Origin of the sequence: Nioella sp. MMSF_3534 (genome assembly GCF_030732985.1) — a bacterium.
GTDB lineage: Bacteria > Pseudomonadota > Alphaproteobacteria > Rhodobacterales > Rhodobacteraceae > Nioella.
Window position 1 is genome coordinate 1 of record NZ_JASHJX010000054.1, and the last position, 22,113, is coordinate 22,113.

At 64.4% G+C, this 22,113-nt stretch carries 24 protein-coding genes and 2 tRNA genes; 10 read left to right on the plus strand and 16 right to left on the minus strand.

Features of this window, described 5'->3' with window-relative positions:
• Positions 1-1,009 (plus strand): acetolactate synthase large subunit (locus RBB16_RS17930; protein ID WP_306047447.1); only part of this gene is annotated, 1,009 nt, incomplete at its 5' end.
• A 4-nt stretch (positions 1,010-1,013) separates the two neighbouring features.
• Here the strand turns inward: RBB16_RS17930 and RBB16_RS17935 are convergent.
• From RBB16_RS17935 to RBB16_RS17945, 3 genes are all read right to left on the minus strand, one after another.
• Positions 1,014-1,448: a hypothetical protein gene (locus RBB16_RS17935; RefSeq protein WP_306047448.1), complete on the minus strand. Its 435-nt coding sequence runs from the start codon at positions 1,446-1,448 to the stop codon at positions 1,014-1,016.
• An 86-nt stretch (positions 1,449-1,534) separates the two neighbouring features.
• Complete coding sequence (locus RBB16_RS17940; protein WP_306047449.1) at positions 1,535-2,146, minus strand: HD domain-containing protein; 612 nt, start codon at positions 2,144-2,146, stop codon at positions 1,535-1,537.
• Between the two features lie 12 nt (positions 2,147-2,158).
• On the minus strand, positions 2,159-3,025 hold the full coding sequence (locus tag RBB16_RS17945; RefSeq protein WP_306047450.1) for a phytanoyl-CoA dioxygenase family protein: 867 nt from the start codon (positions 3,023-3,025) through the stop codon (positions 2,159-2,161).
• Between the two features lie 211 nt (positions 3,026-3,236).
• Here RBB16_RS17945 and RBB16_RS17950 point away from each other — a divergent pair, with 211 nt between their 5' ends.
• On the plus strand, positions 3,237-3,578 hold the full coding sequence (locus RBB16_RS17950) for a DUF2853 family protein (protein ID WP_071691567.1): 342 nt from the start codon (positions 3,237-3,239) through the stop codon (positions 3,576-3,578).
• A gap of 238 nt (positions 3,579-3,816) precedes the next feature.
• Here the strand turns inward: RBB16_RS17950 and RBB16_RS17955 are convergent, their stop codons facing one another.
• Genes RBB16_RS17955 through tsaD form a run of 5 tightly spaced genes read right to left on the minus strand, consistent with a single transcriptional unit; the run spans position 3,817 to position 6,967 of the window.
• The gene (locus tag RBB16_RS17955) at positions 3,817-4,203 is read right to left on the minus strand and encodes a DUF1761 domain-containing protein (RefSeq protein ID WP_306047452.1); all 387 of its coding nucleotides are present in this window, start codon (positions 4,201-4,203) and stop codon (positions 3,817-3,819) included.
• A gap of 51 nt (positions 4,204-4,254) precedes the next feature.
• Positions 4,255-4,674: an EVE domain-containing protein gene (locus RBB16_RS17960; protein WP_306047465.1), complete on the minus strand. Its 420-nt coding sequence runs from the start codon at positions 4,672-4,674 to the stop codon at positions 4,255-4,257.
• The gene (locus tag RBB16_RS17965) at positions 4,674-4,943 is read right to left on the minus strand and encodes a YciI family protein (RefSeq protein ID WP_306047453.1); all 270 of its coding nucleotides are present in this window, start codon (positions 4,941-4,943) and stop codon (positions 4,674-4,676) included. Before RBB16_RS17965 ends, RBB16_RS17960 begins: the two co-directional genes overlap by 1 nt.
• 3 nt (positions 4,944-4,946) lie before the next feature.
• The gene (locus RBB16_RS17970; RefSeq protein WP_306047454.1) at positions 4,947-5,891 is read right to left on the minus strand and encodes an NAD(P)H-dependent glycerol-3-phosphate dehydrogenase; all 945 of its coding nucleotides are present in this window, start codon (positions 5,889-5,891) and stop codon (positions 4,947-4,949) included.
• Positions 5,888-6,967 carry a tRNA (adenosine(37)-N6)-threonylcarbamoyltransferase complex transferase subunit TsaD gene (gene tsaD, locus RBB16_RS17975; RefSeq protein WP_306047455.1) on the minus strand — a complete coding sequence of 360 codons (1,080 nt, stop codon included), beginning with the start codon at positions 6,965-6,967 and terminating at the stop codon, positions 5,888-5,890. The genes RBB16_RS17970 and tsaD overlap by 4 nt, the downstream gene beginning before the upstream one ends.
• A gap of 48 nt (positions 6,968-7,015) precedes the next feature.
• Between tsaD and RBB16_RS17980 the strand changes: the two genes are divergently transcribed.
• From RBB16_RS17980 to RBB16_RS18005, 6 genes are all read left to right on the plus strand, one after another.
• Positions 7,016-7,723, plus strand: coding sequence for a uroporphyrinogen-III synthase (locus tag RBB16_RS17980; RefSeq protein WP_306047456.1), 708 nt, complete (start codon positions 7,016-7,018; stop codon positions 7,721-7,723).
• 96 nt (positions 7,724-7,819) lie between these two features.
• Positions 7,820-9,055 carry a hypothetical protein gene (locus tag RBB16_RS17985; RefSeq protein WP_306047457.1) on the plus strand — a complete coding sequence of 412 codons (1,236 nt, stop codon included), beginning with the start codon at positions 7,820-7,822 and terminating at the stop codon, positions 9,053-9,055.
• An 11-nt stretch (positions 9,056-9,066) separates the two neighbouring features.
• Positions 9,067-10,650, plus strand: a complete 1,584-nt coding sequence (locus RBB16_RS17990) for a heme biosynthesis protein HemY (protein WP_306047458.1) — start codon at positions 9,067-9,069, stop codon at positions 10,648-10,650.
• Positions 10,651-10,829: 179 nt separating this feature from the next.
• Positions 10,830-10,905: transfer RNA gene (locus RBB16_RS17995), tRNA-Thr, on the plus strand.
• 128 nt (positions 10,906-11,033) lie between these two features.
• Positions 11,034-11,222 (plus strand): IclR family transcriptional regulator C-terminal domain-containing protein, encoded by a 189-nt coding sequence (locus RBB16_RS18000; RefSeq protein ID WP_306047459.1) that lies wholly within the window; start codon positions 11,034-11,036, stop codon positions 11,220-11,222.
• 125 nt (positions 11,223-11,347) lie between these two features.
• Complete coding sequence (locus tag RBB16_RS18005; protein ID WP_306047460.1) at positions 11,348-12,601, plus strand: DNA polymerase IV; 1,254 nt, start codon at positions 11,348-11,350, stop codon at positions 12,599-12,601.
• 154 nt (positions 12,602-12,755) lie between these two features.
• Here the strand turns inward: RBB16_RS18005 and RBB16_RS18010 are convergent, their stop codons facing one another.
• Positions 12,756-13,631 (minus strand): N-formylglutamate amidohydrolase, encoded by an 876-nt coding sequence (locus RBB16_RS18010; protein ID WP_306047461.1) that lies wholly within the window; start codon positions 13,629-13,631, stop codon positions 12,756-12,758.
• A gap of 136 nt (positions 13,632-13,767) precedes the next feature.
• Here RBB16_RS18010 and RBB16_RS18015 point away from each other — a divergent pair.
• Positions 13,768-13,842 (plus strand) — tRNA-Val (locus RBB16_RS18015).
• Between the two features lie 66 nt (positions 13,843-13,908).
• Positions 13,909-14,034 carry a type B 50S ribosomal protein L36 gene (ykgO, locus tag RBB16_RS18020; RefSeq protein ID WP_012177066.1) on the plus strand — a complete coding sequence of 42 codons (126 nt, stop codon included), beginning with the start codon at positions 13,909-13,911 and terminating at the stop codon, positions 14,032-14,034.
• 105 nt (positions 14,035-14,139) lie between these two features.
• Here ykgO and RBB16_RS18025 read toward each other — a convergent pair whose 3' ends face one another.
• The 7 genes from RBB16_RS18025 to RBB16_RS18055 form a co-directional block, all read right to left on the minus strand.
• Positions 14,140-16,215, minus strand: a complete 2,076-nt coding sequence (locus RBB16_RS18025; RefSeq protein ID WP_306047462.1) for a peptidoglycan-binding protein — start codon at positions 16,213-16,215, stop codon at positions 14,140-14,142.
• 34 nt (positions 16,216-16,249) lie between these two features.
• Positions 16,250-17,446 (minus strand): phenylacetate--CoA ligase family protein, encoded by a 1,197-nt coding sequence (locus RBB16_RS18030; RefSeq protein ID WP_306047463.1) that lies wholly within the window; start codon positions 17,444-17,446, stop codon positions 16,250-16,252.
• Between the two features lie 14 nt (positions 17,447-17,460).
• Positions 17,461-18,321, minus strand: a complete 861-nt coding sequence (locus RBB16_RS18035; RefSeq protein WP_071691519.1) for an ABC transporter ATP-binding protein — start codon at positions 18,319-18,321, stop codon at positions 17,461-17,463.
• A 76-nt stretch (positions 18,322-18,397) separates the two neighbouring features.
• Positions 18,398-19,681: an ABC transporter substrate-binding protein gene (locus RBB16_RS18040; protein ID WP_071691518.1), complete on the minus strand. Its 1,284-nt coding sequence runs from the start codon at positions 19,679-19,681 to the stop codon at positions 18,398-18,400.
• 86 nt (positions 19,682-19,767) lie between these two features.
• Positions 19,768-20,844 carry a branched-chain amino acid ABC transporter permease gene (locus tag RBB16_RS18045; RefSeq protein WP_306047464.1) on the minus strand — a complete coding sequence of 359 codons (1,077 nt, stop codon included), beginning with the start codon at positions 20,842-20,844 and terminating at the stop codon, positions 19,768-19,770.
• A 3-nt stretch (positions 20,845-20,847) separates the two neighbouring features.
• Positions 20,848-21,066, minus strand: coding sequence for a hypothetical protein (locus RBB16_RS18050; protein WP_071691514.1), 219 nt, complete (start codon positions 21,064-21,066; stop codon positions 20,848-20,850).
• 4 nt (positions 21,067-21,070) lie between these two features.
• Positions 21,071-22,060, minus strand: a complete 990-nt coding sequence (locus tag RBB16_RS18055) for a branched-chain amino acid ABC transporter permease (protein ID WP_071691513.1) — start codon at positions 22,058-22,060, stop codon at positions 21,071-21,073.
• Positions 22,061-22,113: the final 53 nt, after the last annotated feature.

Genomic DNA, 22,113 nt, shown 5'->3' on the forward strand with positions numbered 1-22,113 from the left:
GCTTCACCGCCCGTCCGATGCGGCGCTGGATGCGGCGGCCGCGGCTTTGAAAGCCGATGGTGCGGCCCTGCTTCTGGGCGGTCAGGCCACCCATGGCCCGCTGTTGCATCTGGGCGCGCAGATCGCGCAGGCGGCGGGGTGCCGGATCATGACGCCCCTGCACAGCCCGAGGCTGGAACGCGGCGCCGGAACGCCCCCGGTCGAGCAGCTGCTCTACCCCGTCGATGCCAATGCCGCACTGCTCAAGGACGTGCGAAGCCTCGTCGTCTGCGGCACCCATGCGCCAGTGAATTTTTTCGCCTATCCCGGCAAGCCCTCACTGCCTACACGCGCTGATATCCATGTGCAGGAACTGGCGGATGCCACCATGGATTTAGGCTATGTTCTGAACGGTTTGGCCGACAGGCTCGGGGCACTGACCGAGACTGTGGCACCGGTCGACCTGGCCCTTCCCGACCGTCCCGACGGCCCCCTGACCGCGGCCAGCGCGGGGGCCCTGATCGCGCGCGCCATGCCCGAAAACACCATCGTCGTGAACGAGGCCGTGACCTCGGGCGCGCCCATTGCCGAGGCGACTCGAACCGCGCGGCGCCATGACTGGCTGATCACCATGGGCGGCGCGATCGGGCAATGCCTGCCCTGCGCCACCGGCGCGGCGGTGGCCTGCCCGGATCGCAAGGTCCTCGCGCTGACAGGCGACGGATCGGCCATGTACACGCTGCAATCGCTGTGGACCATGGCGCGGGAACGGCTGGATGTGACGGTGATCGTCTTCGCCAACCGGGGCTATCAGATCCTGCGCGGGGAACTGGCGGCCATGGGGGTCACGCAAGTGGGCCGCAACGCGCAGGCAATGTTCGACGCGGACAATCCGTTGCTGGACTGGGTGGCGCTGGCCAAGGGCCATGGCGTCGAGGGCACCCGCGCGACCACGGTGGACGAGATGGAGGCTGCGCTGGAAGAGGCCATGGCGGCCAATGGACCGCGCCTGATAGAGGTGGTGATCTGAGCGGCTATTCCACCGGCGGCATCACCGTCAGGAAGGTCTCGCCGTTCCAGTTGAGCGCCTCGAAGCAATAGCCCGCGCTGCTGACCCCGCACCATCCGCCGTCCCGGCCGATCAGCAACACCGGCTCGCCGTCCCAGTCGATGACGCGCCAGCCAAGCGCCTGCCATTCGAACACATGGTCCTCCACGAAGGCGAAAAGCGAACAGCCACCCGACCCGCAATAGGGTGACAGCGGCGTGGCCGAGCATTCGAGATGGCTTGTATCGACGAGCGTCTCTGGCGATCCGTCGCCGGTTAGATCCATCTCGACCACGGCGCGTTCCCCGATATGCAGGCTGCCCTCTTCCCATAGGGCGCAATCCCGAATGGATGCGGTCAGCAAGGCGTCGGCCGTTGTTTGCGCCATCGTGGCAGAGGTGGAGAGAGCTACGAAAAACAAGGCAAAACAGATTCTCAAGGGCAAGTCCTCCAACTCGGAGATGCCCGCAGGATAAACCTTGAATGAGAGCCGGGCAAATGTGCGGATCAGGCCAGTTCCGGCAGCCCCATGACCACACCCTCCTGCACCACTTCCGGGTCATAGGCCTTGCGGGCGAAGACCTCTCGCACCATGGGTTCGAACACCTCGAGCGGTTCGTAAGCGTAGTCGGGATCGAACGAAGATTGATCCCATCTCTCGCAGAAATCGGCGCAGCTTTGCCAGCAGGGATGGTCCTTGAACCGGTCGCGCGCGTCCTTGTCCCATCCGTAATGGTGGCCGTAGTAGAACATCTGGAAGATGCCGTGATGTTCCACCACCCAGGCAACCTCATCGCGCACGAAGGGGCGGATCACTTCGGCGGAAAAGCGGTCGTGGTTCTGCGGGGCAAGCCCATCACCGATGTCATGCAAAAGCGCGCCCACAACCCAGTCGATATCGGCCCCTTCGCGCAGGGCGCGGGTGCCCGATTGCAGCCCGTGTTCCAGCCGCGTGATCCGGTAGCCTTCCAGCGAGACTTCACCCTGACGGCGCAGCTCGTCCATGATGCGATCAGCGGTCAGCGCGAGATAGGGTTTCTCAAGCTTCTCCAGCAGCTCGTAATCCTCTTTCGTGCCGTCCTTCATCTGGGTGAAGCTGACTTTCTGGTCAGTGGTCATCTGCCGGTCCTCCTACTGCATCTTCTGGGCGTACAGCCCGACCTGGCCTTCCGCCCCGGCGGTCAGCGCCGCCGACTGCGCCGCCAGAACCTCGTCATACAAGGCAAGCGACGCGGGATCGAACAGCCGCGCGGGCGGGGCCACGTTGATCCAACCCTGCATCTCATCCTTGCCGCGCACAAGCATCGCATAGTCGCGGGTCAGATCGGGCTGCCGTACCTCGGGCGTGACATAGCGGATGGCCATACCGATGCGCCGGTCGTCCGACATGTTGGGGCCGGACGCATGGAAGGTGCGGCCATGGTGAAACGACATCTCGCCGGGTTTCAACGCGCCGAAGACGGCCTCATCCTCGTTGATGCCTTCGATCTGCTGGCCACGGGACAGGAGGTTATCGGCGTCGAACGTATCCGCATGGGGCACGATGGCGTTCTTGTGGCTGCCGGGGATGAAGCGCATGCACCCTGCCTGAACCGACACATCCGACAGCGCCAGCCAGGCGGTCAGCTCCTCGTCTGTTTCGCCCATGCCCCAATAGGTAATGTCCTGGTGCCAGGACACGACCTTGGTTGTGCCGGGTTCCTTGATGAAGAGCTCCACCGACCAGACCAGCAGGTTAGGGCCGAGGATCGAACTGACCGGGTCGAGGATGCCGGGATCGGTCGCGATCCGGTGCAGCAGGGGGATGACCAGCTGACCATTGACGCGGAAGAACTGGTTCAGGTCATGCCCGCCTGCACCACCTGCATGATCGCGCTCCAGCGCCTCCACCTCGGCGCGCAGGGTAGCGGTTGTCCCGGTGTCAAAGGCGCGGATCGGGTGCAGGAACCCGTCGCGCGCGTAGCGGGCGGTTTGGTCTGGGGTCAGAAACTCGGCCATGTGTCCTCCTCACAACGCGGGATCTGAGGTCAGGCTGCCGTGAGGGAAGCGGCCCTGTCCGCTTCGTTTCCGACGCCACGATGGTCGCCTTTGGGTCGCAAAGCTGTGGATTGCCCAAGTTTTTCATTGTCAGAACGGGGTTCACCGGGTTTCATACGCCCCGTACTGGATGGGAATAGTCCAAAGCGGAATCAAAAACGGGGAGACGGAAATGGGCAAACGCGATGAACTGATCGCCAAATATGCAGATGATCTGCGCAACAAATGCGGGATGGAACCCGACATGGACCTGCTGACCAAGGTCACGATCGGCTGCGGCCCCGCGATTTACGACGCGGACGCATCGACGGTTGCCGGGTCTCAGCCCAGTGAACTGGAAACCGTGAAGAAGAACTTCCTGATGAAGAAGCTCGGTCTTGCGGACAGCGACGACCTGATGGCCGCCATCGACTCGGTGATCGAGACCTATGGCAAGTCCGAACGCAACAAGTACCGCGCCGTCATCTACTACATGCTGACCAAGCATTTCGGCAAGGAAAGCGTCTACGGCTAAGCCGGAGCGATTGCGAACCCATTAAGGCCTGCCCGTATCGGGGTGGGCCTTTTTCATGATCCAGTGGCCGGGGTTTGAATAGAATTGTCCGGGCAATTCAGTTGATCGCACGGCACGCAGCGGGCTAGGGTCAACCCTGTCCCGACCAGGATGGCGGACCCTCATAGAACACGTGCGGAGCGAGTAATTGCGCGTGGGTAAAGGAGGGTCCCGGGGGGTCGGGGCCCTCCTTCTTGTCTCAAAACAGCATCAGCACCACGGCGATGATGGTGCATCCGATCACCGGATAACCGCCGTCGATCCAGATCAGCGATTTGTCGCGGAAGCTGTAAAGCACGTTGTTCACCATCCATGGCAGAGCCACGAAGAGGCCCAACCCCGCGCCCACCATCACGCCGCCGCCGACCGTGGTGATCCCGGAGCTTTGCAGGATATGCCGGGTCATGCCCGCCACAAGCACCGACATCACGAAGCTGACGACATAGGGCAGCGGGCTGGCAGAGGCCCTGATCTGGTCCTCGGTCAATCCGTTTGCAGCCATCCAGGGTTTGGACAGGGCCATGTACCAGATTGCTCCGAAAACCCACGCTGCGGCCCCGGCCGCCAAGACATTCAGAAATTCCATGTGATCTCTCCCGTTGATCTGGAGAAATCATGCCACGGGCCGCGCGCAACCTTAAGCAGAAAAGCCGCCCATCTCGCAGATGATCCGCCATTCCTCTTCGGTCACGGGCTGCACCGACAGGCGCGAATTATTGGCCAGAACCATCCCCGACAGGCGCGGGTCGCCCTTTACATCGGCCAGTGTCACCGGCGTCTTGAACGGACCCACGGCCTTGATATCCACGCATTCCCAACGGGGGTCATCTGTGGTGCTGTCGGGATGGGCCAGCGCGCAAACCTCGACCACGCCGACAATCGCCTTTTCCTTCAGCGAATGGTAGAAAAAGCCCCGGTCGCCCAAAGCCATTTCGCGCATGTTGTTGCGGGCCTGATAGTTGCGGACACCATCCCATTCCTCGCCCGCATCGCCCCTGGCCACCTGCTGATCCCAGGACCAGGTGTTCGGTTCGGATTTGAACAGCCAGTAGCGCATCAGCCGATCACCTTGTTCCACGCCTCGATCCGCACCTTCTCGAACAAACCCGCCTTGGCATAGGGGTCATTCGCGGCCCAGTCTTCGGCTCCCGCGCGGTCCTCTGCCTCGATCACCACGAGCGAGCCGATCATCTCTCCGCCTTCGTTCAGGAACGGCCCGGCATGGATGACAGGCGTCGATTTCAGATAGGCGATATGGGCGTCTCGGTTGGCTTTACGAACCTCCAGATGGCCGGGCTTGTCAGTGCAGATCAGCGCGTAGAGCATGGGCTATTCCTGTTTCAAAGGGCGATTGAGAAGCTCTGCCATCACATCCTGCACAGAGACGCGCCCCTGACACAAGGCTGCAACGGCGTCGGCAATGGGGGTGTCGAGCTCGGAATGGGCAGAGAGTTCCTGCGCCGTGGCGGCCCCTTCAACAGTGGCGGAAGGGTCCAACGGTCGCGCGCCCGCCAATGCCTGCCCGTGGCGGTAGTTGCGCGACTTGTCTGACGTACAGGTCAGCACCAGATCGCCAAAGCCCGAAAGCCCCGCAAGCGTGTCGTCCCGCGCGCCGCGAAAGGCCGCAACCCGGCGCATCTCGGCAAAGCCGCGCGCCATCAGGGCCGCCCGCGCGCTTTCGCCAAGCCCCGCGCCCATGACCGCGCCTGCCGCAATGGCGATGACGTTCTTCAACGCGCCGCCCAGTTCCGCGCCGGTCACATCCGTGCTGCGGTAAAGCCTCAGCGCGGGGGAGGAGAGCCTGTCTTGCAACGCCGCGCCTTGGGTGTCGTCCGGCAGGGCCAGCGTCAGGGCCGTGGGCAGACCGGCGGCGATATCGACGGCAAAGCTGGGGCCTGTCAGCACACCCGCCGCCACACCCGGCAGGTCGCGGGTGATCAGCTGGCATGGCGACAGACCGGTTGTCAGGTGAATGCCCTTGGCACAGGAAATCACGGTGCCCGCGTGACCGGGCAGAATGGGCAGAACCTCGTGCAGTTTCTGGGTGGGGACAGCGATCAGTAGCACATCGGCGGTCAATTCGGAAATGTCGCCGGTCACGCGCAGGCCATCGGGGAAGCGGTGGCCCGGCAGACGGCGGGTGTTTTCGCGCGCGGCCTGCATGTCCTCGGCCCCGGCGCGCGCCCACAGCGTCACCTCGGCCCCGGCGCGGGCCAGCGTGATGGCAAGCGCCGTGCCAAAGGCCCCTGCCCCGGCAATATCGACCCGATTCATGCCTTGGCCCCCTTCTTGCCCGATCCAATGAGCGCCGGGCTTGTGCGGTCCAGCGGCCAGCGCGGGCGTGCCGACAGGTCCATCCCGTCGCGTTGGCCGTCACGGTAGGCTTCCCATCCAGCCCAGGCAATCATCGCGGCATTGTCGGTGCAGAGCGTCAGCGGCGGCGCGAGGAAAGGCACGCCATGGGCGCGTGCCACATCCTCCAGTGCCGCGCGCAGGGTCTGGTTCGCCGCAACGCCCCCGGCGACAGCGAAACAGGTCAGATCGGATTGGCCCGCCAAGGCGCGGCGGGATTTCTCGGCCAGAACATCCCTGACAGCCGCCTGAAACGAGGCACAGAGGTCAGCACGGTCCTGTTCGTGCAACCCGCCCTGATCCGCGACCAGCCCGTCACGGGTGCGCAGAACGGCGGTCTTCAGGCCAGAGAAAGACATGTCGCAGCCGTCGCGGTCCAGAAGCGGACGCGGCAGGGGGAAGCGTTTGGGATCGCCCTGTTTCGCCGCCTGCTCCACCACTGGCCCGCCCGGTTGCGGCAGGCCAAGCAGCTTGGCAACTTTGTCGAAGGCTTCGCCCGGGGCGTCATCAATCGTGCCGCCAAGCCGGGTGAAATCGTCAGGCCCATCCACGCGCAGGAACTGGCAATGCCCGCCAGAGACCAGAAGCATCAGATAGGGGAAACTCACTCCATCCGTCAGGCGCGGGGTCAGCGCGTGGCCCGCAAGGTGATTGACCCCCACAAGCGGCACGCCAAGCCCCATGGCCAGCCCCTTGGCGCACATCACGCCCGACAGCACCCCGCCAATCAGCCCCGGCCCGGCGGTAACGGCAATGACGTCGATGTCATTAAGGCTGACGCCCGCCTGCTGCACCGCCTGCTCCACCATCAGGTCGAGCCGTTCCGCATGGGCGCGCGCCGCGATCTCCGGCACCACGCCACCATAGGCTTCGTGCAGGTCGGTCTGGCCGCTGACCACGGAGGACATCAGCTCTGCCCCATCCTCCACGCGCAGCACCGCCGCAGCCGTATCATCGCAGCTGCTTTCAATGCCAAGGATGGTCAGGCGGTCGGTCATGGCGGGTGTCGTTGCACAAGGGGTGCCCCGCAGGTAACACTCCCCCCGATGCCTGACAATGCCACCCCCCTGATCCTTCTGACGCGGCCCGCTGCACAGGCAGAGCGCTTTGCCGATCAATGCCGAGCAGAGTTCGGGGACAAGGCGGACATCCTCATCGCCCCGATGCAGGAGATCGTGCTGCTGGATCTGCCTGCAATCCCGCCAGAGGCGAGCCTGATCTTCACCTCGGAAAACGGGGTGAGGGCCTTTGCGGCGGGCGGTGGCGGCGCGGGGCACATCGCTTATTGCGTCGGGGACCGCACGGCGCGGGTGGCGGCGGAGGCCGGATTGAGGGCGCTTTCAGCCGGGGGCGCGGCAGGTGATCTGGTGGAACTGATCCGCCGTGATGCCCCCGATGGCCCGCTGATACACCTGCACGGAACCCATGTGCGCGGCGGAATCGTCGACCGGCTTGCCGCAGAGGGGTTCAGCATTGTGGGCCATGCCGTTTACGATCAACGCAATCTCCCCTTGAGCGCAGGCGCGCTCGCGGCGCTCGCAGGCCCTCGCCGCGTGATCGTGCCGCTCTTCTCACCCCGCAGCGCGGTGCTGTTCGCGGCAGACCTGCCAGCCGACGCCAATCCCGACTTGGTCTGCATCAGTGATGCGACACAGGCGGCCCTGCCCGAACCCCTGCGCCTTATAGCCATCGTCTCCGATGCCCCGACCGGCGCGGCGATGCTCAAAGCACTGGCGAGACAACTTAGCCCCTAGCCCTCGCAGGTGTGCCCATGCGAACCTATCTGTGACTCGGCGCTGCACCGGACGGGATTCTGTGGCGCGTATTGAATAAATTGAAGGAAATAGACGGTGGCCGACCCGAACACGACCCCCCAGGAGACCGACGAAACCCAGGACGACGCCGCACTGGCCGAGGCCACCCCTGACACCGATGAAACGGTGACGGACGCCGAGATCGTGGAAGACCCCGCCCCCGTCGAAGAGCCTTCCGTCGCGGAACCCGCCCCGCAGCCACCCGCAGCCGAACCGCGCCGCGGACCCGGCTTCCTGCCGCTGGTTCTGGGCGGTGTCGTGGCCGCCGGGTTGGGCTATGGCGCGGCTTTCATGGGCTTTGCGCCCGCCGCGCAGGACAATAGCGCGACCGAGGCGGCGCTGGCCGCAATTCAAACCTCGCTGGATGAACAGGCCGGGGCGCTCTCGACCCTGACCACCCGCGCCGCTGCGCTGGAAGGCCAGATCGAGGCCATCCCGCCCGCGCCAGAGGCGGTGGATCTTAGCCCGCTTTCCGAACAGATCGCCGCGCTTGGCACCCGGATCGACGCAACCGGTAGCCAGATCACCGGCCTCACGGACCGGATCGCCTATCTCGAAACCCTGCCGCTTGGCGAAGGCGGTGAAGGCGCGGACAATTCCGCCGCCGTGGCCGCCGCCGTGGCGCAGCTTCAGGCCGCGTTGCAGGAACAATCGGCGAGCCTTGCCGAACAGCAGGCCGCGAATGCTGCGATGGCCGAGCAACTCGCCGCCGCCGCCACCGCCGCAGAGGAACGCATCGCCGCCGCCGAAGCGCGTGCCGAGGCCCGCGTGGGCAGTGCCACGGCGCAGGCGGCGCTTGGCCAGCTGCGCATCGCCGTGGCCACCGGCGCGCCCTTCGCGGGCGCTCTGGCGGATGTCGCGGATGGGGCTGGCGTGGACATGCCAGAGGCGCTGACCGCCGCCGCCGAAACCGGCGTGCCGACCTTGGAAGAGCTGCAATCCAGCTTCCCCGCCGCCGCCCGCGCCGCGCTGCCCATTGCCATTCGGGAAACCGCTGGCGAGGGCGCCATGAACCGCGTTACCGCCTTCCTGCAAAGCCAGGTCGGAGGCCGGTCGCTGGAACCACAAGAGGGCGACAGCGCCGATGCGGTCCTGTCCCGTGCCGAAGCCGCTTTGCGCGCCGGAGATCTTGCTGGCACCGTTGCCGAACTGTCGGCCCTACCCGCCGACGCACAAGCGGTCATGGCGGACTGGACGGCGTCCGCCCAGATGCGCATCGACGCGATGGAGGCGATGGACAGCTTCGCCGCCGCGCTTGATGCCGCGAATTGAGGGGGACCGATATGCTTCTCTGGTCCGTCCTGAAAATCATCATCTTCCTGACCGTCGTGGTCGCGGCGGCCTTCGGCGTCGGTTACCTGCTGGAAACCGAGTCCATGCTGCTGATCACCGTGGCAGGCCGCGAATTCGCGTTGACCCCTCTGTCGGGGGTGGTTGCCGCCGTGCTTCTTCTGCTGCTGGTCTATGTGGCGCTCAAGCTGCTTGGTCTTCTTGTCGCCACCATCCGCTTCCTCAACGGCGATGAGACCGCGATTTCCCGCTATTTCAACCGGCGCGCCGAGCGGAAGGGCTATCAGGCGCTGTCCGAAGGCATGCTGGCGCTGGCATCCGGCGAGGGGCGACTGGCCATTCGCAAGGCGGAACGCGCCGAGGGCTACCTGAAACGGCCCGAACTGACCAATCTGCTGGTGGCCCAGGCCGCCGAGATGGCGGGCGATACCGCCAAGGCAACCGAGACCTACAAGCGGCTGCTGGCCGATGACACGACCCGTTTCGTGGGCATTCGCGGGCTGATGAAGCAAAAGCTGGATGCCGGGGATACCGATACGGCGCTGAAATTGGCCGAGAAGGCGTTTGCCCTGCGCCCTCAGCATCACGAAGTTCAGGACACGCTGCTGACCCTGCAGGCCGGGCACGAGGATTGGGCCGGGGCCCGCAAGACGCTTGCCGCCAAGCTGAAGGCCGGCGCCCTGCCCCGCGACGTCCACAAACGCCGCGACGCGGTTCTGGCCCTTGCCGATGCCCGCGATGCACTGGCCGAGGGCAAGATCGACACCGCCAGCAAAGAGGCCACCGAGGCCAACCGCCTGTCCCCCGACCTGGTGCCCGCCGCCGTCATGGCCGCGCGCATGGCAATCCAGGAGAGCAAGCCGAAAGTGGCCACCCGCGTGATCCGCAAGGCCTGGGACGCCGCACCGCATCCCGACCTGGCCGCCGCCTTCGCCAGCATCGAACCAGAGGAAACCCCCGCTGCCCGCATCAAACGCTTCCGCGTGCTGCTGGCCAAGCACCCCGCCGATGCAGAGGTCAAACTGCTGGAGGCGGAATTGCAGATCGCAGCAGAAGACTACGCCGCCGCCCGCAAGGCGCTTGGCGATCTGCCCGAAACCGCCCCCACGGCCCGGTCGCTGACCATCATGGCGGCGATTGAACGTGGCGAGGGCAGCGAAGACCGCGTGGTGCGCGGCTGGCTGGCCAAGGCGGTGACCGCCTCTCGCGGCCCGCAATGGACCTGCGAAAACTGCGGCCATGTCCACGCCACCTGGCAGCCGGTCTGTGAACATTGCGACAGCTTCGATACGCTGGCATGGGCCGAGGCCCCGCAAAGCGAGTCGGCCTTCGCCGGAACCGCCCAGATGCTGCCTCTGATCGTGGGCGCGCTGGAAGACCGCCGGGACGATCCCGAAATCGAAGACCCGGAACCGGAGGTTGTCGATGCCGCCCCGGTCGAAGAAACCCCCGCCGAGGTCACGGAAGACATGGCGGAAGAAAACGACCCGCATGCCCCCGGCCATGTATTGCCCGACATGGGCGAAGTTTCCAACGACGCGGAAACCTCCGAACCGGCGCGTACAGCCGCAAATTAGGACTGTTCAAGCGCGGGCAGGCTTGCTAAGAGCCAGCCCGCGTGCCGATGTAGCTCAGCTGGCAGAGCAACGCATTCGTAGGTAGCGGGTCCCCGCTGGAATGGTGCTCAAAACCAGTCGCTTACAGGCGGCGTAACGTAACTAGTAGGGCCATAGTAGGGCCGCGACGAGAGAGGAATGCCGCTGTAGCTCAGCTGGTAGAGCACGTCATTCGTAATGATGGGGTCGGGGGTTCGAGTCCCTTCAGCGGCACCATTCCTCCCAAACTAATCATTTAACTCCAGAAGCTTAGACGGCTCTAAGCCCGGCGCATCGGCCAGCTTTGCGACGATGAGGACCGTGGCGTTCCGTATTCCGCGCGCGACGCCGCTGACATAGGTGCGGTGAAGGTCAGCTTCGAAACCGGGCTGTGCAGCGTCGCCGCCCCGATCTACGACATGTCCGGAGACATCGTAGCTGCAATAAGCGCGACGAAGCAGACAGATGCCGTGCCCGCCTCGGTGGAGCAGGACATCCTGAAAGCGGCCAGAATGATCAGCCGCGCCATGGGGTGGAAAGCGCCAGAGGCCTGAACATGTCCACCATGGACGGCGCGGCCCGGGACAGCCCCGATTGGCTCCGGTTGCTTTGTGGCGCGCTCTGACAGAGATTGGACCCATGGGACATCGACCCGCCCCACCCAACACAGCCCGGACACATGCCTTCCCTCTGCCGCGACTGCCTGACCCCATTTGACACCGGCGCCCGATGCCCCGCCTGCCGGCGACCAAGGATCGTATCGCATCCGGAGCTTTTTGACCTGTCCATCGCGCATATGGATTGCGATGCCTTTTATGCCTCGGTCGAAAAGCGCGACAATCCCGAGCTGCGCGACAAGCCCGTGATCATTGGTGGCGGCAAGCGGGGCGTGGTCTCCACCGCCTGCTATATTGCGCGAATCAAGGGGGTGCGCTCGGCCATGCCCATGTTCAAGGCGCTGGAGCTTTGCCCCGAGGCGGTCGTGGTGCGCGGGCGGATGGAGGTCTATGCCGCCGTTTCCAAACAGATCCGCGCGATGATGGAGGAGATGACCCCCTCCATCGAACCGCTGTCGCTGGACGAGGCGTTCATGGACCTGACCGGCACCGCGCGGCTGCATGGCCGCCCGCCCGCCGTGATGCTGGCGCGGCTGGTGAAGCGGATGAAGGACGAGATCGGAATCACCGGGTCGATCGGCCTATCCCACAACAAGTTCCTCGCGAAGATCGCCTCCGACCTCGACAAGCCGCGCGGGTTTTCGGTGATCGGGCAGGCCGAGACGATGGATTTTCTGGAACAGAAACCGGTGCGCATGATCTGGGGTATCGGCGAGGCCGGTCAGGCCTCTCTCGACAAGGTGGGCATTCGCACCTTCGCCGATCTGCGCCGGTGGGACCGCGATGATCTGGTGGCGCGGTTCGGGTCGATGGGGGACCGGCTATGGCACCTGGCGCGCGGGCAGGACAGGCGACGGGTCAGCCGCGATGCGCCGATGAAAAGCATCTCGTCCGAGACGACCTTCTTCGAAGACATCTCGGACCCCGACCTGCTGGATGGGCACCTGTGGCGGCTGGCCGAGAAGGTGTCGGACCGGCTGAAGGCCAAGCGGTTGGCGGGGCGCGTGGTGGTGCTGAAGCTGAAGCGGTCGGACTTCCAGCTGATCACACGGCGGCGCAGCTTGACCGACCCCACCCAGATCGCCGACCGCATCTACCGCGCGGCGCGCGACCTGTTCAATCACGCGCCCCATACCAAGCCCTACCGGCTGATCGGGGTGGGGCTGGCGGATCTGCTGCCCGAGGATATGGCCGACCGGTCCGGCAACCTTCTGGATCCGCAGGAGGCCGCCAGAATCAAGGCCGAGCGCGCGGCAGACGAGATTCGGAAAAGGTTCGGCGGTGACGCGATCCTGAAAGGGCGGTCCCTGCGCTGACGGTGCCTCCAGAGGCCAGAACGCGGTTTCGAAACCGCGTTTCCCGCGCCCGTGGCACTGGTTGCGGTTTCACAGTCCACATCGACGATGTCACCGAATGAACGCGTGACAGTCAGACTTGGCGCAATCACGCGGTTTCGAAACCGCGTCCGCCCTACTCCGCCGCCATCGGCAGGGAATCCTCGCCGCGGATCATCTGCCGCAACACCCCGGTCACCAGTTTCTTGACGCTCTGGAAATTGCCATTCGGGCGGATCAGTTGTTCGTTCATGTAAAGCGACCGGTCAATCTCGATCTGCACCGCGTGGCGCCCGCGTGATGGCCGCCCGTAATTCTGCGCGATATAGGCCCCGGCAAAGGGGCTGTTGCGGCTGACCACCAGCCCGGCGGCAGAAAAGCCCGCCTCCAGCCGATCCACGAATGCCACCGCCGCCGATGCGCCGAACCGGTCGCCCAGAACCACGTCAGGCCGCGCCTGTCCGGGGCCGCGCGACATCGCATCCAGCGCTTCATGTGGCATAGAATGAAAATCCAGCAGCACCGACTCGCCGCAATCCTCCAGCGACTCCCGAACCAGTCCCTCAAGGCAGCTGTGATAGGGCTGCCAGACCTTCTCGATCCGCTCCTCTGCCTCCTCGCGGCTCAGCTTGCCGCGATAGATCACCCGTCCCCCGGCCACCACCCGGGGAATCACCCCAAGGCCAGAGCTGATCCGCGGATTGACCGCGCTGCGCCGCACGCCCTCGATCACCGCCGGATCGAGCTCGTCATTCGACCGGTTCAGATCAACGAAGGCGCGGGGGTATTCGGCGGCCAGCAGCGGCGCGCCAAGAGCGGGGGCCTCGGCCACCAGCATATCGACAAAGGCGTCCTCGGACGACCGGATCGCGCGCTCGTCCAGCACAGTCCGCCGGATGAAGCTCCACGGGTAATGGCGCCCCGAATGCGGCGAGGCGACAATCACGGATCCGACCCGGCTTTCGGGCCTTTCCAGCCGGTAAGCGGCGCGGTATTCGCTGGACTCGGTCATGGGAATTATCATTACCCGAATTTTGTGGCCTCAAAAGCCCTTGAACACCATCCCGACTCCTTTTATAGACCGCCTACCCAACGTGGCAGGGGCTGCGGCTGGCATGTATGTGTCGGCTTGGCCTTTGCAAATCAGGGGGCGATTAGCTCAGCGGTAGAGCACTTCGTTGACATCGAAGGGGTCACTGGTTCGATCCCAGTATCGCCCACCATCTTCCCTTGGTAACAAGGGGTTAACCCAAAGGCGCATCGCCGCGCCGCGACGAAGGAGAGGCCAGATGAAGGTCAAGAACTCGCTCCGCTCGCTCAAGCAGCGTCACCGCGATTGCCGCGTCGTGCGCCGCAAGGGCCGCGTCTACGTCATCAACAAGACGCAGCGCCGGTTCAAAGCCCGCCAGGGCTGAGCCACAGCATATTTCGCATGTAAAAGCGCCGCAGGTTCTGCCTGCGGCGCTTTTCTGTATCCGGCCCGGGGCTGCCCATGATGCGCAGCCCCGGCCAGGTATCGCTCAGTTATTGGCCATGCCTTCGACCAGCAGCGCCGCCGCAGTCACCGCATCCACAACCCCGGTAACCGGCAGACCACGGGCCTGCTGATAGGCGCGCAGGGCGGCATGGGTCTGGGCGGTGAACGTGCCGTCCGCAGGCCCAGGATCGAAGCCCAGATTGGACAACGCCCGTTCCGTCGCAACCCGCTGACCAAGGTTCAGCGGAATACCTCCCTGGGGCGGCTGCGGCGGCGCCAGCGCGTCGATCCGTTGCTGTGCCTCGGTCGCGTGGCGGCCATTGGGGAAACGGTTGAGATAGCTGCGATAGGCCTGCACCGTGTCTGCCGCCTGCGCCTGCTGCCACGCCTGCTCGTCCGCCTGGATCTGGGAAATCCGGTCCAGCGCTTCCTGCCGATGGCGCGGAGTGGGGAAGGCATTGAGGTAGTTGCGATAGCCCTGGATCGTGTCCGTCGATTCCGCAAGGTTCCACGCACGATTGTCATCGCGGATCGCGCGCATCAGCGCGCGCGCCTCGGCGGCATGGGCACCGTTCGGGTAGGCATCCAGATAGGCCTGATAGCTGTTCAGCGTGTCGCGCGACTGCGCCTGCTGCCACGCTGCGGGTTCGCCCGCGGCCTGTTCCAGCTGCGCAAGCCGTTGACGGGCCTGAGCCGCGTGGGGGCCATTGGGGTAATCGTTCAGATAGGCCCGATAGCCCTGGATCGTATCCCGCGCCTGCGCCAGTTGCCAGGCTTGCGATTCCTGCTGAGCGAGGATGGTGTTCAGGCGTTGGCGCGCAAGCTGTGAAAACTCGCCATTGGGATAGCGGCCCAGATAGGCCCGCAGACCCGCCTCGTCCTGACCGCGCCCGGTCTGGTTCCAATAGGCGATATCGGCCTGCCGTTCCTGCTCTGCCTCGATGGCATCCAGCCGCTGCCGGGCGAGCTGTGCGAACTGACCGTTCGGATAGCGGTTCAGATAGGCCCGAAGCCCCGCCTCGTCATTGCCCTGCCCGGTCTGGTTCCAATAGGCCAGATCCTGCGCGCGAATCTCTTCTCGCCGCACATCGCCCTGATCGCTCAGCCTTGTGACCTGCGCCGCATCCAGATAGCCGGTGACCTGCAATCCGTTGGCCTGCTGCCACTGACGGATGCCGCCGCGCGTACCGGGGCCAAACAGCCCGTCGATACCGCTGTTGTAATAGCCCAGAACCGCCAGATCGCGCTGGATGTTGCGCTTGTCTTCGCGCGACAGGCCAAGGGCGTTCTCCGCCTCTTCCGGGGTCAGCTGCGGTGCGGGCGGTTCAAGTGCTGCAATCCGCGCCTGTGCCTGTGCGGCGTAGTAGCCGCCGGGATAACGGTTCAGATAGGCCCGATAGGCAAAGACATTGTCCAGCGTCGACATCGCGTCCCAATAGGCCTGTTCATCGGCGGGCACCACGGGCGTGACCACCGGGGCCGGAACGAAGGGCGCGAAGGGATCTGCCAGCGCCACCACGGTCAGATCGGGGGACGCCGCCAGCACATCGCGCAAGGGGCGGCCCGGCTCCAGCAGGCCACTGCGCAGGAAGCGCGCGACCGAGGCCGGGTGGCCGGTGGCCAGTGTCACACCCTCTGGCACCTCCAGCGGACCAAGCCCGTTGTCCAGCCCGGCACCAAGGGCAATCCCCTGATCCTCCGGGGCCAGCAGGATAACCGCCCGCGCGGGCGTCGCCCCTGCGATATCCATCAGAAGCTGCACGGGGATGCCCGCGCCCGACACGCTGCCCAGATCCTGCTGACCGGCATCGCGGCCAAGGAACCAGCTCAAACCTCCATGGGTGACGAAGCGGCCCGACAGGGCGATAACCAACGCCTCCTGCTCGTCCGCCGTGACCAGCCGGGTGACCAGCTGGCGCAGGGTGGCCGCATCCGCATCGAGGGCGGAAATCAGCTCAAACCCCGCCTGATCCAGCGGAGTGAGCGCTGTTCCAAGGTAACGCGGCGCGCCGTAGCTTGTGGTCGACGCCGCATCGACGGTGCCCACGACAAGGGCCGTATCGGCCCCTGCCGGCATGGCAACACCCATCAACAACAGGGCTTTTACAAATGATTTCATGGCTCAAACCTCCTTCAAATAAGGCGGGCCGAGATCATTCGTAGCTGCGCCGGTCCTCGATGACCTTACCGTCATTGGGCAGGCTGCCTGCGGGAACGAGCTCGATTCGCCCCCTCAACTTTAGCGTATCCAGAACCGTTTGTTCATAAACGCTTCCGTCAGTGCCCGCTGTTTCCAGCTGAACCAGCATCACGTCCATCTCGCCTTCGCGCTCGGCGATGACGCGGGCCCGGCCCACATCGCTGTGACGGGCAACCAGATCGGCCACCTGTTCGGGGCGCACGAACATGCCCTTGATCTTGGTGGTCTGATCGGCCCGGCCCATCCAGCCCTTGATCCGCATATTGGTGCGGCCACAGGGGCTTTCGCCCTCCATCACGGCAGAAAGGTCGCCGGTGGCAAAACGGATCAGCGGGTAATCGGGGTTCAGTGTCGTCACCACAACCTCGCCCACCTCACCCGGCGCAACTGGGTCGCCGGTGCCGGGGCGGACGATCTCCACGATCACGCCCTCATCGACGATCATGCCCTCCTGCGCCGCGCTTTCATGGGCGATGTTGCCCAGGTCGGCAGTGGCGTAGTTCTGAAGGCACAGAATGCCGCGATCGGCATATTCCTGGCGCAGAGACGGGAACAGCGCCCCGCCCCCAACAGCGGCCTTGGTGATCTTCAGCGACAGCCCCATCTGGTCGGCCTTGTCGAGGATCACCTTCAGGAAATCGGGCGTGCCCGCATAGGCGGTCGTGCCGATGTCATGGGCGGCGCGCACCTGCAATTCCGTCTGGCCGGTGCCCGCAGGGACCACGGTGGCTCCAACGGCCCGCGCCCCGCTTTCAAAGATCATGCCCGCAGGCGTCAGGTGGTAGCCAAAGCAGTTCTGCACAATGTCATCCGACCCGATGCCAACCGCATTCAGGAACCGTCCGATACGCCACCAGTCATGGCTGATTCCGCCCGGTTCATAGATCGGGCCGGGACTTTGGAAGATATGCGCCACGTTCTGCACGGCGATATTGCCGAAGGGCGGATTCTGCTGCTGCCAGCCCGACAGAGTGGACTTGCGCAGAACCGGCAGTTTGCTGAGATCGGACAGATCGGTCAACGACCCGACATCCATCGCGCAGGAGCCTGCCGCCGCCACGCGGGCGATCTGCGCATTCACGGCGGCCAGCTGGTCGCTGGCACGCTGGTCGGCGCTGCGGGTTTCCAGATCGTCGAAATAGGTACTCACGGCAGTGTCCCTCATCACGCCAGCCACCGCTTGCGGCGGCGATAGGACCGCACGTCGCGGAAGCTCTTGCGCCCTTCATCGGACATGCCGAGGTAGAACTCCTTCACATCCGGGTTTTCGCGCAGCTCCTTGGCGGGGCCGTCCATCACCACGCGGCCCGACTCCAGGATGTAGCCGTAATGGGCAAAGCGCAGCGCCACGTTGGTGTTCTGTTCGGCCAACAGGAAGGTATAGCCCTCGCCCTCGTTCAGCGATTTCACGATGCCGAAAATCTGTTCCACCAGCTGCGGGGCGAGACCCATCGAGGGTTCATCCAGCAAGATGGTTTCCGGCCGGCTCATCAGCGCGCGACCAATGGCGCACATCTGCTGTTCCCCGCCCGACGTATAGCCAGCCTGCGATTTGCGGCGCTCTTTCAGCCGGGGGAAATAATCATAGACCATCTCGAGATCGGCGCTCACCGCGCCCTTCCCGTCCTTGCGCGTATAGGCGCCGGTCATCAGGTTTTCCTCGATGGTCAGGTGTTCGAAGCAATGGCGGCCTTCCATCACCTGGATCACGCCGCGATCCACCAGATCGGAGGGCGACAGGTCCTGTACCCGCTCACCGCGATAGTTGATGCTGCCCTTGGTCACCTCGCCGCGTTCGGAATGCAGCAGGTTGGAAATGGCCTTCAGCGTCGTGGTCTTGCCCGCGCCGTTGCCGCCAAGCAGCGCCGTGATGCCGCCCTTGGGCACCTTGAGGCTCACGCCTTTCAGCACGAGGATCACGTGGTTGTAGATCACCTCGATATTGTTGACCTCCAGCAGCGTTTCCGCGCCAGCGTCTTCCGGGGCAAACCCGTCTCCGTGCACTTCGTGAACCTGGTCCAGCATGTTCTTCAACCTTTGTTCTCGGGGTCCGGCGGCAGCGAAGGGCCGCCGCCGGAGATGTCATGAGATCAGCTCAGGATCACTCGGCGCAGCCGCGCGACTCGATGCCGTTCTCGGCGGCAAACGCGGCCGAGTCTTCCTCGATCAGCGGCTGAGTGACGGAGTCGTCAGGTGCAATGAAGTCGGTCAGGGTAACCCACTCCTGCGCGGACGCGTCCCACTGCTGGATCCGGCCCATGCCGGGGCCACCATGGTTGCCACAGGTCACGTCGAAGGCCGGGCCGACACCGGGCATGCCCAGTTCCGCCATACGCTCTTCGGTGATCGACAGCGCTTCCATGCCGTCGCGCATCATCGCCGGGGTGATGTCTGCCACGCCATGAATCTCCTGCGCGGTGCGGGCGGCTTCGGCGGCCAGCATCGCGGCATACATGCCACGGGTGTACAGCACCGAACCGAGGTTCGACCCGTCACCGGCAGCCAGACCAGCGTCGATCACGTGCTCCTGGATTTCCGCGAAGACCGGCAGATCGCCCAGAACGTTCATGTTCAGCGCCAGGTAGCCGTCGGCACCGTCACCGGCGGGCATCACGTCATGCTCCGCACCGGCCCACCAGTTGCCGATGAAGTGATCCATCGGGAAACGGATGTTGGCCGCTTCCTGCACGGCGACCTGGTTCATCACGCCCCAGCCCCACATGATCACGTAATCGGGGCGCTCGCGGCGGATGGTCAGCCACTGGTTGCCCTGTTCCTGACCGGGGTGGTCGACGGCCAGCTGGACCAGTTCGAAGCCAAGCTGTTCAGACAGGATTTCCAGCGTGCGGATCGGCTCACGACCATAGGCCGAGTTGTGGTACAGCAGCACGATCTTCTGACCGTCCAGCGACCCTTCGTTCTGGTCCAGCAGGTAGTTGATGATCACGCTGGCGCCATCCCAGTAGTTCGCCGGGTAGTTGAACACCCACTCGAACACGTCGCCATTGGCAGCCGAGGTCCGGCCATAGCCCATGGTGTGAAGCGGAATGCCATCCGCGGTCACGCGGGGGATCAGCTGGTAGGTGATGCCGGTGGACAGCGGCTGATAGACCAGCGCGCCTTCGCCGCGGGTCGCTTCGTAGCATTCCACGCCGCGCTCGGTGTTATAGGCGGTTTCGCATTCCGGGACGCTCGTCATCACGCCACCGATGCCACCGTCACGCTGGTTGAGCAGCGTGAAATAGTCGGCATAGCCGTCCGCGAAGGGGATGCCGCCCGCTGCATAGGGGCCGGTCCGGTAGGACAGCGAGGGGAATACGAGATCCGCCATCGCGGGCCCTGCGGCCATAAGGCCAGCCAGTGCCAGTGTTGCCAGTTTCTTCATCGGTAAGGTCCTCCCTTGGATTTGTCCGATAAGCCATTGTTGCCGTTGCCTTCCTCTTGACACCGGCGGATTTGGCTGGCCCCGCCTCAGTGCGGGAACGGCCAGAGTCTCAGTTTTTCTTTCGCCAGGCGCCACAGTTGCGCCAGCCCGTGCGGTTCCACGATCAGGAAGAACACGATCAGGCCGCCCACGATAATCAACTGGATATGCGCCACGATATCCGTGGGCCATCCCAGCAGGTCCACGCCGATGATTTTCAGCAGAACTGGCAAGAGCACCATGAAGGCCGCGCCCGCGAAGCTGCCGAAGATCGACCCAAGGCCGCCAATGATGATCATGAACAGCACCAGGAACGATTTCTGGATGCCGAAGGCCTCGCCCACCTCAACCGCGCCAAGGTAGACCGAGAACAGCAGCGCGCCCGACACGCCCACGAAGAAGGACGAAATCGCAAAGGCGGTCAGCTTCGATTTCAGCGGGTTCACCCCGATGATCTCTGCCGCGATATCCATATCCCGGATCGCCATCCACTGACGCCCCACCGACCCGCGTGTCAGGTTGCGCGCGATCCAGGCCAGCACGATCACGAAGAACAGGCAGAACAGGTACTTGACCCAGACTTCCGCATTGGGGCCGGTCACCGCCATGCCGAACATGGTCCGCTCGGGCGCGTTGATCTGGCCGGAAGCCGAATAGTTGTAGAACCACGGCACCCGGTTGAACAGCCACACGAGGAAGAACTGCGCGGCCAATGTCGCCACGGCCAGGTAGAACCCCTTGATGCGCAAGGATGGCAGGCCGAACAAAACGCCCACGATGGCCGTCACAAGCCCCGACAGGATGGTCACGCTGACCATATCCATCCACGGGAAAGCCGTCATCAGCTTGTAGGTGGCATAGGCCCCCACGGCCATGAACCCGCCGGTGCCAAGGCTGACCTGCCCGCAATAGCCGGTCAGGATGTTCAGACCAAGCGCCGCGATCACGTAGATCAGGAAGGGCAGCAGCAGAGAGTTCGCCCAGTAATCCGAGATCGTCAGCGGAATGACCACGATCGCGACGAACAGCACCAGATAGTAGCGCCAGCGGTCGAACGCGATCGGAAAGGTCTGGTTGTCTTGGGAGTAGCTGGTTTTGAAATCGCCGGCTTCACGGTAGAACATGGATCAGACCTCCGACCGGGTATGCTTGGGGTGATGGGGCAAAGGTTGTCCCTTCGAAAGTTTCAGGTAGGCCCAGACACCGGCCAGCATTCCCGCAGCGGCAAGAAGTAGGGCAATCAGTGTCTGCTGGCTGTCGGGCTGTTCCGAGGTCAGGGCAAGGTACCCGAAGGCCCAGAACCCCGACCACGAGATCACGTTGATGATGGCGATCAGCTTTCGCATCTGGCTACACCCTCTCGATGATCTTCTCGCCGAACAGGCCCTGCGGCCGGAACACGAGGAAGACGAGGGCCAGCACATAGGCGAACCAGTTCTCGGTCGCGCCACCGATCATCGGACCGATGGTGAATTCGAACAGGGCCTCGCCCACGCCGATGATCAGCCCGCCGACGATGGCACCGGGGATCGAGGTGAACCCGCCCAGCATCAGAACCGGCAGCGCCTTCAGAGCGATCAGCGACAGGGAGAACTGCACGCCCGATTTGCTGCCCCACATGATGCCCGCGACCAGAGCCACAAAGCCCGCCAGCGACCACACGAGGATCCACACGAAGTTCAGCGAGATGCCGACCGACAGCGCCGCCTGATGGTCATCGGCCACCGCGCGCATGGCCCGGCCCTGCTTGGTGTACTGTGCGAAGGCCACAAGACCGGCCACCAGCACAGCAGCCACGATGGCAGCCACGATGTCGAGATTATCAATGAAGAAGCCGTAGCCGAACCAGTTGAAGGTGGTTTCGTCGATGGCAAGGTTGATCCCCTGCGGCAGACCCACATCCAGCGTGCGGATCTCGGACCCCCACATCAGGTCGGCCACGCCTTCCAGGAAATAGGCCAGCCCGATGGTGGCCATGAACAGGATGATCGGCTCCTGCCCGACAAGGTGCTTGAACACGACCTTCTGCACCAGCCACGCAAAGGCGATCATCACACCCACGGTCAGCAGAATGGCAAAGAGCGCGGGAACCGAATGCCAGGGCAGATGATGCACCTCGGTGCCGAAAATGGCGTTGATCAGGTGACTGAAGGGCACCCTGCCCTCCTGAATGCCCACCAGCGTCATCGCGGCAAACAGCGCCATCACGCCCTGCGCATAGTTGAAGATGCCGGAGGCCTTGTAGATCAGCACGAAGCCCAGCGCGACGAGGGCATACATCACCCCCGTCATCAGGCCGTTGAGAGAGACCTCCATGGCAAAGACGAGTTGTTCAGGCATGGTGGCCTCCGCTGGTCAAAGGGGCGTTTTGTCTGCACAGGGGGTGTACGGGG